Raw genomic sequence first — 14,012 nt, 5'->3', positions numbered from 1 at the left:
CGGGCCCTGCCTTCGTGAAAATGGTTCTTGTTTTCCCTTCCCCGTCACGGGGCAGGGCCCGCGCCTCGTGTCATCCGGCACGAACCAGGACGCGACACACACCCCGCCGTGGCCCCGATGCCCGGTCGCACGTGGAGGCGTGCGCGATGATCGGAGGCCAGAGGCCATGGACCACGCATGACGCACCTTGCACGACATCCGCCCCGATCTCACACATCCCCACAGCCCTCTCACCCATCCCCGTTGGCTTTCAACTCGGACATCCCACCAGCCCTCACCCCGGACTCGACCCGGGGTCCATCGCCCGACCCTTGCAGCCAGACGAGACGGCAGGAGATGGATCCCGGATCAAGTCCGGGATGAGGGAGAGAGGGCGAGACAGAGACAGGAGAGGGAGCCCGGGTCGAGCCTCGGATGAGGAAGAAAGGAAAGGAGGTCCCCGGCACTCATGGCCGGTGATCAAATAAAGGAACTTGTAAGATGTCGGGAACGCGTCCGGGCGGACGGTCTGGCATTTTCATGATCGCGTCGAAGTCCCGCAGGATGCGGCGTGTGCCCTTCCATCCGGCTGAGAAGACGCGCCTGGGCCTCTACCCGATCTCCGCCCCGAGCGTGCGCATGTGATCGAAGAAATCAGGATAGCTGGTGTCGACCATGGCGGCGTCGTCCACCGCGACGGGCGCTTGCGCGACGAGGCCGAGCACGAGGGCGCTCATGGCGATGCGGTGATCGTGACGGGTGGCGACCGTGCCGCCGCCCGGCACCGTCCCCGCGTCCCTGCTCAAGCGCGGACCCAGCCCGTGCACGGTCAGGCCGTCTTCGCGCTCGTCCACCCGGACGCCGTTGCCGCGCAACAGAGCGACGGTGGCGGCGATGCGGTCGCTTTCCTTGACGCGGAGTTCGTGGATGCCGTCCATGACGGTCGGCCCGGTCGCAACGGAGGCCGCGACGGCCAGAACCGGATATTCGTCGATCATGTCGGCGGCCCGGTCCGGATCGACGACGATCCCGGCAAGGCGTGAATGGCGGACGTGTATGTCGGCCACGCGCGCGCCGCCCCCGACCGTGCGGTCGTTTTCGAACGACAGATCCGCACCCATGGCGGCCAGCGCATCGAACAGCGCCGTGCGGCGCGGATTGAGCATCACGCCCGCCACGACCAGATCCGAACCCGGCACGATCAGCCCCGCCACGACGGCGAAGGCCGCGCTGCTCGGATCGCCGGGCACCTCGACATGGGTCGCGCGCAGGTCGGCCGGGCCGTCCAGCGACACGGCGGACCCCTCGCGCCGCACAGGCACGCCGAAGGCCGCGAGCATGTCTTCCGTGTGGTCGCGGGTGGGGCGGATTTCGCGCACGGTCGTGCGGCCCGCCGCGCGCAGGCCCGCCAGCAGGACGCAGCTCTTGACCTGCGCGGACGCTTTGGGCGGACTATAGTCGATCGGGGCCGGTGCGCCGTCCGAGCGGATCGTGCACGGCAATCGTCCGCCTTGCGCCGCGTCCGCCTTTGCGCCCATGAGGCGCAGCGGGTCCAGCACCCGGTTCATCGGGCGCGACCGCAGGCTCGCATCGCCGGTGAACGTCGCGGACAGCGCATAGCCCGCGGCCGCCCCCATGATGAGGCGCACGCCCGTGCCCGCATTGCCGCAGTCGATCTCGCCCTCCGGCGAGCGCAGTCCGGCCGCGCCGACGCCGTCCACGGTCCAGGCGCCCGGATCGGTGCGGGTGACCGTCGCGCCGAGCGCGCGCATCGCATCCGCGGTCGCCAGGATGTCCGCACCCTCCAGCAGGCCCGTCACGGTCGTGCGGCCGTGCGCCAGCCCGCCCAGGATGATCGCGCGGTGGGAGACCGATTTGTCGCCCGGCGCCGTGATGCGTCCGCTCAAGGGCGCGGCGCGGCGGCTGACGGCAGGTCTGGCTGGTTTCACGCTGCGATCCCGATGGCTGGCCGAGGCCCAAGGCGCGGCATGGGCGTGTTGACAGGGTGTGCCGGGCCGTTAAAGACCCGCCAATTCAATCCAAGGCAGGGCCGTAGGCCCGACGCGTCCGGACTGCAAGACGGTTGCGAACGTCCCACCCTAGAAATTTCAAGGCCCGTCGATCCATGGCTGCAGCGAAAACCAAAAAAGAAAAGCGCGCCGAGAAGCTCGGCACCAAGCGCATCTGTCCCGAATGCGGGTCGAAATTCTACGATCTGAACAACGATCCGATCATCTGTCCGGTCTGCAAGACGCAGTTCGATCCGGCCGATCTGGACCAGCAGGGTCTGGTTCCGGCGTCCGAGATGAAATCCTCGAAGCCGGATCCGGAAGACGAGGACGAAGAAGAAAACGCCGAAGCCGCGGTCGACGAAGAGGATATCGACGAGGAAGAGGCCGAGGCCAAGGAGCTTGAACTCGACGGCGACGATGCGGCCATCATCGGCGGCGGGGACGGCGACGACGAGGAAAATCCCGACCTCGAAAACATCGACGACGACGAGGACGAAGATGCCGCGCTGGTCAGCGACGACGATGCGGACGATCTTCCGCCCGGATCCGGGGACGATGACGACGACGATGATGACGACGACGAAGACGGGGACATCGACCTCAACACCTGATCGGTCGCCGCCAGGCAAAGCGGTACGAAAACGCAGCAGGAAAAGCGGCGCAAGCCGCTTGACCATCCCGGCGGCGCAGTCCTATGACGCGCCGCCCGCCGCATGCGCGTCCCGGCCGGGACCGCGCGGCACACAGGACTGACCCGTCACACCGGCACGGGGCCATAGCTCAGTTGGTAGAGCGCTTGCATGGCATGCAAGAGGTCAGGGGTTCGACTCCCCTTGGCTCCACCAGTCCTCGGACCGGACATCCGGCACAACCATGACGCGTTACGTTGATCGAAGGATGGCAGTCTCCAAAGGGCTGGAGGATGCGGTCCAGCCGACCGTCCAAGTCGATCACATGCATGATTATCAAGTTCGGCGACCCGTGTAACAAAAGGCAAAGTCACCGGCTTTTTCCGCAATCCAACCAGAGGTTTAAGAAACGGGCTTAATGTTCCCGCACCGTTCGACGTCCGGGCGAAGGCTTCGTCAACCATAGTTACGCAGGAAACCTTATCGAGTGCCCGCTATTGATTAGGGGTGAACAAGACCGTTCAATATCAGGCGTTTATCGCATTGGGTCTCCTGATCCTGAGCGGTGGGACAGCCATGGCCTTCGATTCGGCCGACCGGTTCCAGTTCCGGTTGAAGGCGAAAGTGTCCGTCGCCTGCAGCGTTGCCGATGTCAGGGCATCGCCGACCGGGCAGGCCACGCGGCTCATCATCAGTTCGTCCTGCAACGCCGATAATTTCAGAATAAACCTGAACGCGTCGTCCGACCTGGATGTCGATTTCGCCTTTCTCATGTCCGGGGGTTCCGCGAATGCGGTCGGGCAGACCGTCATCATCAATCCGGCCAGACCGGGCCATCAGATCCTGGTGGTCTACATAGACGAGCCGTATGGAAACCTTGGCAGCTTGAACGTCTCGATGAGCGCCATGTAACCGCTCGGCCCGGGAGTTGGATCCTTTAGAAGGCCGAGAAACTCAATGTCAGTACGTCGCGGTAGTCGCCCGTATACAATCCCGATGTCTTGCCGAGCACGACGATCAACTGGCCTGACTCAGGGCCGTTCGTGGTCGGCACGATCCGGATCCGGCTGTTGCCACTCACATCGAGACGCTTGCCCATGACCCTGACCTTGTAGGGCACGGCACCGAAAGACCGCCCGTCCTCATGTACCAGATACCCGCCATTGTCGGATTTTGCCGTGATCGTCATGTTGGCGTTGGTCTGGTAGAAGAACCGGGTGCTGCGTCTCAAGCCCCGTTCCAGTTCGCCGAATTCGATCGTCCCGGTACCGGATGCGGACTGCCCCACCAACTTCACGCCGGCCTGCACGGACAGGACCAACTCGGTTCTGTCCTGGCGGATGCCATCGACCCAAACGTCGACGAAGTTCGCATAGCGGCCGGGTGTCGGAAAGCGTCCGGGCGGCAACTCGACGATTTCGAGATCCAGCCTGCCATTGGCGACCAGTTCCGCCCGGCCTGCGGGCGTGAGTACCAGCCTTTCCCTGACACGGGCAAAGGGTTTGGCGGCATCCGAGCCGACACCCGTGAAGCGCGACCGGCCGGAAATGAAATTCCGGATATCGCCGGACCGACTGCTTATTTCGACCGGGAGGCGCCGACAGGATTGCGGCAGGGCGGCCGGGTTCGTCACCAGCGATATGCTCACGATGCCGGGCAGATCGTCTTCCGGCGCATAGGTCGTGTGGCCGTTCTGGTAGATGGAGATATCGTAGCCGGGACAGGCCGCGGCCTGCGCAGGCAGGAACAGGCCTGCCGCAGCAAGCCACAGGATCGACAGGACTGGTTTCATCAGGGTCTTCATCGGTCCAACTCCACCGTTCCCATGTCTATATAGGCTTCGGAGTTTTCGGAAATGGCGAATCGGTATTCCAACTGCTCATTTGGCAGGTCCAGCCTGTAGGATCCCGGCGTCAGATCCGTGAAGATCATCCGGCCGGACCTGTTGGAAAACGCGGTGGACCGTTCCCCGGTCTGCTGGTTTTCCAGCACGCCGGACACCAGCGAAAGCGGCTCGCCGAGATAGGTCAGCGTTACGAGACGGCTGCGGTAGGCGGCGTCGCCGACGACGATGTCGAACCCCGACAGCGCTCCCGGAAGCGTTGCGTAGCGTCCTTCGCCGATATCGTATCCGATCGGTGCGTCGGATACGCGGATCTGGATGACTTCGGGTCGGTAAGGCGAGAGCGTCGGCGCCACGGCCGGTCCGAGACGGCTGGTTCTGGCGCGGACATTGTCGAGCGTTCCGCTCGAAACTTCGGCTTGAGCGTCGCCCAGGCTCGGATGACGGCGGACGGCATAAAAGCCGCTGCCGGGATTGCGGCCGATGGCGAAGGTCCCGTCTGCAAAGGCCAGTCCGGTCTGGACCCTGAGCGTCCCCGTCGTGTCGCCGTCTAGGAACCCGCCGGCCGATCCCTGCCGGAGTTCCGCGCGGCCTCTCCAGCGATTGGCCAGATAGTCGGCCCGCGCGTCTAGTCCGGACCCGTCGTCCGATACGCGGCCGATCATGTCGTAGGACAAGGCGCCCAACCGGTTGGCCTGGAACTTGCGGGCTTCGATCGTGGCCGTGCCGGACAGGCTGTCATAGCTGCCGCCCACGGATACGCGGTCTCCGAGCTTCCGGGTCAGCGACAGGAACACGCCCACATCAGCGTCTTCGAATTCGGTGTCGATGAAGCGCACACTGCCGTTCACGATGGTTTTCGACAAGCGATAGCTCATCCCGGCCGAAGCGAGCAGCGAGCCTTCGCTCCGGTCGTGATCGCGCCGCCAGGATCCGCTGACGAAGCCCGTCAGTTTCTGTGTGAAATCGTGGCGGTAGGCGCCGGTGACGTCCCATTCCACCTGCTGTCCGATCAGGCTTCCGGCCGGGGCGAAATCCCTGGACTGGTGTTCGACCCGGACATCGAAGGACCGGCCGCGACCGAATTGGTTGAACCGGTCGGTCCGGTAGCCGAACGTCGCCGCATAGCCGTTGCCGGATGCGGAACTGTCGGAAACCGCGCCCTCCAAGGCTGCGATACCGCCCAGCAAGGCGAAGGCGCCATCGGCCCCCGCCAGCCACGCGTCCCTGCTCGCATAGACGTTGGCGCCTGCAGTGACCGAAGAGGAGATGCCTTTCCTGTAGCGGCCCGCCAAAGCCCATTCGTCCGTATAGTCGAAGCCCGGTCGGGTCAGGTCCCGCACCACGCCTGCCGCGACATCGAATTCTTCCAGGCCGTCTTCCAGAAGCGCGATGTCCGTGGCCAGCCTGAAATCGTCGAGGACGCGTTCGCCCAGTTCGTCCTCGACGACGATCCGCACATTGTTGGATATGTCGACCAATGGGATGTCGTTGAGGTTGACCGCCCCAGCGGGGGCGGCGAAGCGCGTGACCCTCTGGCCGTTAACGAAGACCGAAACCTCGCCGGGGCGATCGAGGATGAAGGAGCGATTACCCAGCGGTCTGATGGCGCGGTTCGGCTGCAATTGGGAATAGTCGCGCGACCAGGACAGGCCGAGCATGTCGGTCGCCCCCGTCAAAGGCGAGAGATTGGTGAAGACATCGCCAAGAGACCACCGCGTCGCCTTGTCGGGATTGTCACGGAATGCGACGATGCGGTTGCGGCGGAAATTGTCGCCATTGCCGCCTTCGATCGTGAAGTCGCCCCCGTAGGCGACATATGTGCCGTCCAGCCCACCCACATTCAGGAAGCCCGACGCGCGGCCTCCGATGGAGCGACGGTCGGTGTCGGAAAAATTCTGGGTGAGCGAAAACTCCGTCGTGATTCCGGCCGCCAGTTCCGCAGGCCTGATGAACGCCTGTCCGGAACTGAACGCATTGGCCTGCAAGGTCACGTCCAGCGGACCCGAGACCGCGGCCGGACCTTCGATGACGATGCTGAGCGTCGCCATGTCCAGAGACGCAGTAATCGAAAGCGCCGCCAGGTCCTCGACCGTGATGAACGGCGTATCGACATCCGCGAGACCGGCGATAACGGCCGGATCCAACGCGCCGTCGAGACTGTCGGCCAATTGCAGCGGGCTGACTTCCAACAGCGCCTGCGTGGTGATCCTGACCGGCACGGAAGGATAGGAACGCCCGCCAAAGACGACGGGCAGGTCTATCAGTGTCGCCGGAAAATCTTGATCGTCAGCCTGGTTCTGCGCTGCGGAAGAAGGGGATGGATCGGCCGCCGGATCCTGCGACAGGGCGATCGGCGCATGCCAGATCGCAGCCGCGACCAGCAGGCCCGACACGAACCACGGTCTTGCATGACGGATGGTCATCATCGGCTCTTTTCGGGACCATCGGATCAATCCCGGCGGATCAGTCCCGGGTCTCGCGAAGCCTGATGTCGACCGGTCCGTCCGGCAGGTCCAGATCGGACACATCCAGGCGGACGGTGCGGCTCATAGCCGGAGGGATCATCGGGTTTTCGAGCCGGGACATCAGCGTGTCGCCTTCGAGTACGGTGACGTCTTTTCCGTCGCGCGTTTTCAAGTCGAGACGATCATTGGTGAGACGGCCGAAGTAACGGCCGTCATTCCTGAATTTCACCATGAGGACATCATCCGCCACGGTCGCATTCTCGATGGTCAGGTCCGACTCCGCCTTGTCGGCCCTGACATAGACGGCGACGCCGAAATTGTAGACGAACCTGAAACCGCTGAACCCGTCGAGCTCGACCGGGATCTCCCGCACGTCCAGCACGTAGCCGCGGCTGACCGGATCTTCGATGTCGCCTAGATATTGGAACCTCACGGCCTGCGACTGTCCAGGCTCGATGAGGGCTTGCGGCGGAAAGACGACGAATTCCGAATCGTCCTCAACGAGCGTCTGCTCGCCCTCGTCGTCATAGGTGCGCCGCATGACCACGATCTCGACCGGCAAAGGCTCCGATCGTGTGTTCGTGATCGTAATCAAACCCGTATTGACGCCGCGCGACGGCTCGATCACCTGTCGCATGGGCGAGACTTCATAGGCGGACGCGCCACTAGCAGCCGATAGCGCCATCAACAGGACCGACAGGATTGCGAAGATTTTCATGCCACTTCCTTGTGGGACCGCGTCAGTGTCGGGGGTGTCTAAGATGCAAGACCTGCGACAATTGCCGCGCGCGACGCGTGAGAAGCTTAGTTCGCGACGAGCGAAATCGTCACGACATCGGAATAATCACCGGCAAAAGCCGTGACCGTGTCGGAACCCTGAGGCCCCGTTCCCTGGCTGAGGACGCCTTTTATCTTGAAGCTGATATCGGCTCTGCGGCCCCGTGTGGAGCGGCGCCTTGCCGGAACGCTTCGAACGATCGGGGAGGCGAGCGACCCATCCCTGACGCGAAGCCGGGATCCGCCCGTCGAGTTGATCGTGTAGTCGATCTGGTTGCCGACGCCGCCGGACGTTCCAGTCCTCACCAGCCTGCCGCCGTTCAGGGACGTGATCGTCGTGGTGAACCCGTCCGGATCGTTGCAGACATATCTTATCGCCCCGCGCGGATTGACCGTGATCTCCTGATTGACCGGCACCAACGCCAGATCGCCGAAATCGACGACAGTCTCGTTATTGCGTGTCGGCTGGATGCCGCAGGACGGCGAGACCGTTCCGGACAGCGTCAAGTCCATGGATTGAGCTCCGGCATGGACAGGTTTCGTGCCGAACAGGCAAGCGAACACTACCGCACCAATGAAGAAGCTGTTTTTTGACATGTTGCGCAGGATCAGATCGATCGGGCGCCCAATTCCGGGCGCCCGCTTTGGACGTCTAGTTCGCTGTGACGGATATCGTGACCGTATCCGTGTAGTCGCCGGCGAAGACCTGGATCTGGTCGGATCCTTGCGGCCCCGTACCGGCACTCAGGACGCCGTTCACCTTGAAACTGATGTTCGTGTTCTGACCGGTCAGGAAGTTAGATCCGCTGAAGGAATTGGAAACCGGCGATGTCAGCGACTGATCCGTAAAGCCGAAGCCACCCGACGACGTCATGGTGTAAGGAATCTCGTTGCCCTGGCCGCCACTCGAACCCGTGCGAACGAGAACGCCGGCATTGGCCGACGTAACCGTACGTGTGAAACCGTCCGGATCGTTACAAACATATGCGATCGAACCTTGCGGATCGACACTGTTGGTCGCGGTGGTTGCCAAAGTCGACAAATCGCCGAAATCCACATCCGTCAACGTCGATCCAGCAGCGGAAGCAACGCCGCAATAGTCGCCGACCGTGGCCTGAAGGTTGTAGTCGATCGAGGGGTCGACGGCGTGAGCCGAGGTCGCGACAGCCATCATGGCGGCCGCCGATAGTGCAATCTTTTTCATTTATGTCTCCGATGGGGCGAGGCCCAGAATCATGTTCGAGCAGGTCCGCCCTGCCTTTGAAGCCATCCAAAACCGAGCATTAACCGGTTCTGAACAGAGGCGCATGAATCGACCGAGCCGAGATCCGAAACGACAGGACGTCAGTTTCATGGCGAATTGTAAAACGCTGTGATGGATTGGCACGATGCATGTCATGCGTCGATGAATCAGTATTTAACCACTACTTAAGCATGTGTCCACCCCAGCATGACGTTTTTATTGCGACATTTTGTCTTTGACACAAAGCATTGTAATCAAACACCTATTCTGCAACCGGCCTTTACAGATACCTATTTAAGATATGTTATAATGAATGGATGCCAAGCTACATTGCTCCATTTTGGCACAACATGTTTCACAATCATGGCACCCTTTGAGTCTCGTAACCCCAAACCGTGAAACTCCTTCTGCAAATCGACGTCCAAACCCAGATATGCACGGGTCCCAGGCATGCACGGGTCCGGCCAGGACAAGTCGCTTCATGAAGTTATGGGGTTTCGCGGAAGCGGCCAGATGGAAAAACCCATCGAACTGGTATGATTGCGGCAAAGCGTCGCCGCTCAAAAGCTTTGGTTGCGTTGATACGGCCGGAAATCGGGAGTTTCGGGGGACACGCTATCTCGTGCAACGTCGAGTCCGGACGCGGACTGACGCACTGTTCATTTCATTGTGATGGCAGTGTTCGGCACCACCATGTTAGCGCGTCTCGGTTTTCGGTCATCCAGTCTCGACAAATGTCGGGTCCCGGCGATCGAAACATTCGCCGAGTCAAGGATGCCTCATGCCCTTCGTCAATAGCGCCTTACCCGGATACGCCACTTCCCGAACGAACAGGCTTGTGAATAAAGCAAGCACGATCATGGCCTGGGTCTCCCTAATCGTCTTCTTGTCGACCTGCCCGGGAATGGCTCAATCGGACGCACCGGCCGTTGTCGTCGAACCCGTGCAGCAATCCACATTCGCCGACACGCTGGAAGCGGTCGGAACGTTGCGGGCGGCGGAAACCGTCGTGATCAGCTCGACCGTGACCGAGCAGGTGGAGCGGATCGGTTTCGACGACGGCGATCGGGTGACACGCGGACAGATGCTGATCCGGTTCGAGGCACGCGAAGAAGAAGCGCGCTTCGACGAAGCCGAAGCCACGATCGGGATTGCGCGGGAAGAGATGGAACGCGCCCGACGCCTGTTCGACCGCGGCGCCTTGTCGGAAAGCGAATTACTGTCGCGGCAGCGCGATCTCGCCTTGGCAGAAGCCCAGATACAGAGTTCGCGCGTGCAACGCTCGGACAGGGTCATCCGGGCACCGTTCGACGGGGTCGTCGGTCTGCGCCAGATCAGTGTCGGGGCGATCGTGCGGCCGGGCGACCCCATCGTTCGCATCGACCAGACCGATACGCTGAACCTTGATTTTCCCATGCCGGCGACCCGCCTGTCCGCATTGGCGCCAGGCCAGACGGTAACCGCGCGCGCATCCGCGCGTCCGGACCGGGTTTTCAGTGGCGAGGTCACGACGCTGGACAGTTTCATCGACCCGGTCACGCGGTCCGTTCTGGTTCGCGCCGAATTGGACAATCAAGACGGGCTTCTGAAGCCGGGCATGCTGATGACGGTCGAAGTCGCATCCGCGCCGCGAGAGGCGTTGCTGGTGGATGAGAGCGCGGTCGTGCCGTTCGGACGCGACGTGTCGGTCTACAGGATCGTGGAGCGCGACGGCGAACAGGTCGTTCTGCAAACACCCGTCACGCTTGGCAACCGCAGGCCCGGACAGGTCGAGATCCTGTCGGGCTTGTCCGTCGGCGATCTCGTCGTCACTCACGGCACGCTGAAGGTCAGACCCGGTCAGACCGTTGAGCCGATCCGGGTCGATCCGGGCGAAGATGCACTGGCGCGCTATCTCGAAATCCAGGGAGGGTAGGCGTGCTTCTCTCCGAATTTTCGGTCAAGCGCCCCATGGTCGCCGCCGTCATGTCGCTGCTGCTCGTTGCAGGCGGGATCGTCGCGTTCCTGCAACTTCCCTTGCGCCAATATCCGGACATAGACCCGCCGGTCGTGTCTATCGAAACCGTTTATCCCGGCGCGGCGGCCGATATCGTGGAGACCCGCGTGACGGAAATCCTCGAAGAGCGGATCGCGGGTGTCGAAGGCATCGAGACGATTTCCGCGACCAGCGAGGACGGTCGCTCCAATATCGATCTGACCTTCTATATTTCGCGCGATGTGGACGCAGCCGCAAACGATGTGCGCGACAGGGTGTCAGGCATCCTGGACGACCTGCCGGTCGAGGCCGATCCGCCGGAAATATCCAAGGTCGATTCCAACCAGGATGTCATCACTTGGCTCAATCTGGTCGGCGAAGGCCGGACGGTGCCGGAACTGACGGATTATGCCGAACGCTTTCTGGTGGACCGGTTTTCCGCCATAGACGGCGTGGCGCGCGTACGCGTCGGCGGCGCCCAGAGCTATGCCGTGCGCATCTGGCTCGACCGCGCCGAAATGGCGGCACGTGGTGTCACGGCAGGCGATGTGGAAGCGCGTTTGCGAGCCGAGAACGTCGAATTTCCGGCCGGGTCGATCGAATCGGTCAATCGCCAATTCACCGTTCGCGTCGACCGGGCCTTTACCGACATGACCGACTTTGCGGGGCTGGGTATTCTCGAAACACCGGAGGGATTTCAGGCGCGTCTGGGCGACATCGCTCGCGTGGAGTTCGGCGTCGAAGAAGAACGAAATGTTTTTCGCGGCAATACCATACCTCAGATCGGGCTGGGCATCGTGCGTCAGAGCACGGCCAATACGGTCGAAGTCGCGCGCGACGCCCAAGCCGAAGCGGCACGCATCAATGAAAGCCTGCCGGAAGGCATGCGGATTTTCGAGAGCTTCGACACATCCGTCTTCATCAGTGGGGCGATCAACGAGGTCTACAAGACCCTCGGTCTCGCCGCCTTCCTCGTGACGCTCGTCATCTATCTGTTTCTCGGCAGTCTGAGGGCCGCCTTCGTTCCCGCCCTGACCTTGCCGGTCGCGTTGATCGGCGCATTCCTGGCCATCTGGGTGCTGGGGTTTTCGATCAACCTTCTGACACTGCTCGCACTCGTCCTCGCCATCGGCTTGGTCGTGGACGACGCCATCGTGGTGTTGGAAAACATCTTCCGGCGTATGGACGAATATGGCGAAAGCCCTCTGCTCGCCGCTTACCGCGGCGCAGGTCAGGTCGGTTTCGCTGTGATCGCGACGACGATCGTGCTGGTTTCCGTCTTCGTGCCCATCGCCTTCCTGCAAGGCGACGTCGGAAGACTGTTCTCGGAATTCGCCCTGACAATCGCCGCAGCGGTCGTGATATCCAGTTTCGTGGCGCTCACCCTGACGCCCGCGCTGGCGTCCAAGGCACTGAGGCCGACTTCGTCGAGCAATCAATTGCAGCGCGCGCTGGACAATGGCTTCAAACGTGTGCGCGGCGGCTATGCCCGCCTACTCGACCTCGTCCTGCGGGCTCCCCTGGTCGGGCTGGTTCTGATCGGTCTCGGCGCGGCGGGGAGCGTCTGGTCCTTTTCGCAGCTCCCCCAAGCCTTTGCTCCGGCGGAGGATCGCGGCGCCTTTTTCGTCATCGTGCGCGGTCCGGAAGGGGCAAGCCATGATTACATGACGGGGTACATGGACGAGATCGAACGGCGGATGATGCCGCTGGTCGAAGCGGGCGAAGTGCAACGGCTCTTGCTCCGCACACCGGCGGGTTTCGGCAATGTCGAGAATTTCAACACCGGCATCGTCATTACCGTGCTGACCGATTGGAGCCAGCGCCGCAACGGGTTCGAAATCATGAACCAGGTGCGCACCGATCTATCGGACCTGCCAGGCGTCCGCGCCTTTCCCGTCATGCGGCAGGGCTTCGGCGGCGGCGCAGCGCAAAAACCGCTCCAGATCACGTTGGGCGGCGGCAGCTGGGAGGAATTGAGCGAATGGCGCGCGACCCTCTTCGAGGCCATGGCGGATCGCGGGCTCGACTATCCCGGCCTCGATTGGGATTACAAGGAAACCCAGCCGCAAGTCAGGGTCCAGATCGATTATGACAGGGCCAATGCGCTCGGCGTGCGCGTTGCGGAGATCGGACGCACTCTGGAAACCATGCTGGGATCGCGCCGGGTGACGACTTTCCTGCAAGAAGGCGAAGAATACGATGTCCTGTTGGAGGGTGAGCAATCCGATCAGCGCACACCGCTCGACATGACGAACATTTTCGTCCGTTCCGACGATTCGGGACGCCTCATTCCCTTGGCCAACGTCATCACCTTGCGCGAAACGGGCGGATCGCGTGTCCTGTCACGCTATAATCGCGTGCGCGCCATCACGGTCGAAGCCAACCTGCCCGAAGGCGTGTCGCTGGGCGATGCGCTCGCCGATGTGGAGTCCGTCATCCGCGACGTCCTGCCGGAGCAGGTCATCGTGGACTATAAGGGCGAGTCTCTCGATTTGCGGCAGACTGGATCGTCTGTCATGCTCGTTTTCGCCGCAGGCATCGGCATCGTCTTCCTTGTGCTGGCCGCACAGTTCGAAAGCGTTCGCCATCCTCTGGTCATCATGTTGTCCGTGCCGGTCGCAACCGTCGGTGGATTGATCGCCTTGCAGATGGCCGGGCAGTCGCTCAACCTTTATAGCCAGATCGGCTTGATCATGCTGGTCGGATTGGCCGCCAAGAACGGCATTCTCATTGTGGAATTCGCCAACCAGTTGCGCGACGAGGGACAGGAATTCCTCGCGGCCTTGAGCGAAGCCTCGCTGACGCGTTTCCGGCCGATCGTGATGACTGGCGTGACGACGATTGCGGGGGCGACGCCCCTCGTCATCGCCAGCGGCGCCGGAGCGGAAACGCGCTACGTCATCGGCCTGGTCATCGTCGGCGGCGTGTTGACGTCAACGATCGTCAGCCTGTTGACGGTTCCCGCAGCCTACGCGTTGATCGCACGCGGCAGCGGCTCGCCAGGCGACACGGCGCGCCAGCTGGAAGTCGAATCCGAGCGCCACGCGCGAGGCGGTCTCCCTGCGACCGAGCCAGCCGAGTAAAAT

10 protein-coding genes and 1 tRNA gene are annotated in these 14,012 nt (G+C 62.4%); 5 read left to right on the top strand and 6 right to left on the bottom strand.

Translation table 11 applies throughout. The features are described 5' to 3' along the window. Window positions 1-590: 590 nt before the first annotated feature. Window positions 591-1,928 (bottom strand): 3-phosphoshikimate 1-carboxyvinyltransferase, encoded by a 1,338-nt coding sequence (gene aroA, locus Q0718_RS07000; RefSeq protein WP_298915493.1) that lies wholly within the window; start codon window positions 1,926-1,928, stop codon window positions 591-593. Window positions 1,929-2,104: 176 nt separating this feature from the next. Between aroA and Q0718_RS06995 the strand changes: the two genes are divergently transcribed. The 3 genes from Q0718_RS06995 (at window position 2,105) to Q0718_RS06985 (ending at window position 3,532) form a co-directional block, all read left to right on the top strand. Then, window positions 2,105-2,602 (top strand): TIGR02300 family protein, encoded by a 498-nt coding sequence (locus Q0718_RS06995; RefSeq protein ID WP_298915491.1) that lies wholly within the window; start codon window positions 2,105-2,107, stop codon window positions 2,600-2,602. 158 nt (window positions 2,603-2,760) lie between these two features. Next, window positions 2,761-2,836 (top strand) — tRNA-Ala (locus Q0718_RS06990). 291 nt (window positions 2,837-3,127) lie between these two features. Further along, window positions 3,128-3,532 carry a hypothetical protein gene (locus Q0718_RS06985; RefSeq protein ID WP_298915488.1) on the top strand — a complete coding sequence of 135 codons (405 nt, stop codon included), beginning with the start codon at window positions 3,128-3,130 and terminating at the stop codon, window positions 3,530-3,532. A gap of 25 nt (window positions 3,533-3,557) precedes the next feature. Here Q0718_RS06985 and Q0718_RS06980 read toward each other — a convergent pair whose 3' ends face one another. From Q0718_RS06980 to Q0718_RS06960, 5 genes are all read right to left on the bottom strand, one after another. Next, window positions 3,558-4,424 (bottom strand): hypothetical protein, encoded by an 867-nt coding sequence (locus tag Q0718_RS06980; RefSeq protein ID WP_298915486.1) that lies wholly within the window; start codon window positions 4,422-4,424, stop codon window positions 3,558-3,560. Continuing rightward, window positions 4,421-6,889 carry a hypothetical protein gene (locus Q0718_RS06975; protein ID WP_298915483.1) on the bottom strand — a complete coding sequence of 823 codons (2,469 nt, stop codon included), beginning with the start codon at window positions 6,887-6,889 and terminating at the stop codon, window positions 4,421-4,423. The genes Q0718_RS06980 and Q0718_RS06975 overlap by 4 nt, the downstream gene beginning before the upstream one ends. A 40-nt stretch (window positions 6,890-6,929) precedes the next feature. After that, entirely contained in the window at window positions 6,930-7,649 is a 720-nt protein-coding gene (locus Q0718_RS06970; protein ID WP_298915480.1) for a fimbria/pilus periplasmic chaperone, read from the bottom strand. Between the two features lie 86 nt (window positions 7,650-7,735). Next, window positions 7,736-8,221: a hypothetical protein gene (locus Q0718_RS06965; RefSeq protein ID WP_298915477.1), complete on the bottom strand. Its 486-nt coding sequence runs from the start codon at window positions 8,219-8,221 to the stop codon at window positions 7,736-7,738. A gap of 139 nt (window positions 8,222-8,360) precedes the next feature. After that, window positions 8,361-8,912, bottom strand: coding sequence for a hypothetical protein (locus Q0718_RS06960; protein ID WP_298915475.1), 552 nt, complete (start codon window positions 8,910-8,912; stop codon window positions 8,361-8,363). An 898-nt stretch (window positions 8,913-9,810) separates the two neighbouring features. On the opposite strand from Q0718_RS06960, the gene Q0718_RS06955 reads away from it, so the two are divergent. Both Q0718_RS06955 and Q0718_RS06950 read left to right on the top strand, forming a co-directional pair. Beyond that, window positions 9,811-10,866: an efflux RND transporter periplasmic adaptor subunit gene (locus Q0718_RS06955; RefSeq protein WP_298915473.1), complete on the top strand. Its 1,056-nt coding sequence runs from the start codon at window positions 9,811-9,813 to the stop codon at window positions 10,864-10,866. A gap of 2 nt (window positions 10,867-10,868) precedes the next feature. Then, complete coding sequence (locus Q0718_RS06950) at window positions 10,869-14,009, top strand: efflux RND transporter permease subunit (protein ID WP_298915470.1); 3,141 nt, start codon at window positions 10,869-10,871, stop codon at window positions 14,007-14,009. Window positions 14,010-14,012: the final 3 nt, after the last annotated feature.

The organism is uncultured Algimonas sp. (assembly GCF_947498175.1).
Lineage (GTDB): Bacteria > Pseudomonadota > Alphaproteobacteria > Caulobacterales > Maricaulaceae > Litorimonas.
Note: the sequence above shows the minus strand (reverse complement) of the source record. Positions and strands in the feature narration are given on the sequence as shown.

Bases quoted from the DNA above. Each gene is read 5' to 3' on its own strand.
- Q0718_RS06980 (WP_298915486.1), bottom strand. From the start codon at position 4,424: ATGAAGACCCTGATGAAACCAGTCCTGTCGATCCTGTGGCTTGCTGCG.
- Q0718_RS06955 (WP_298915473.1), top strand. From the start codon at position 9,811: ATGGCCTGGGTCTCCCTAATCGTCTTCTTGTCGACCTGCCCGGGAATG.
- Q0718_RS06975 (WP_298915483.1), bottom strand. From the start codon at position 6,889: ATGACCATCCGTCATGCAAGACCGTGGTTCGTGTCGGGCCTGCTGGTC.
- Q0718_RS06965 (WP_298915477.1), bottom strand. From the start codon at position 8,221: ATGGACTTGACGCTGTCCGGAACGGTCTCGCCGTCCTGCGGCATCCAG.
- Q0718_RS06960 (WP_298915475.1), bottom strand. From the start codon at position 8,912: ATGAAAAAGATTGCACTATCGGCGGCCGCCATGATGGCTGTCGCGACC.
- Q0718_RS06995 (WP_298915491.1), top strand. From the start codon at position 2,105: ATGGCTGCAGCGAAAACCAAAAAAGAAAAGCGCGCCGAGAAGCTCGGC.
- Q0718_RS06970 (WP_298915480.1), bottom strand. From the start codon at position 7,649: ATGAAAATCTTCGCAATCCTGTCGGTCCTGTTGATGGCGCTATCGGCT.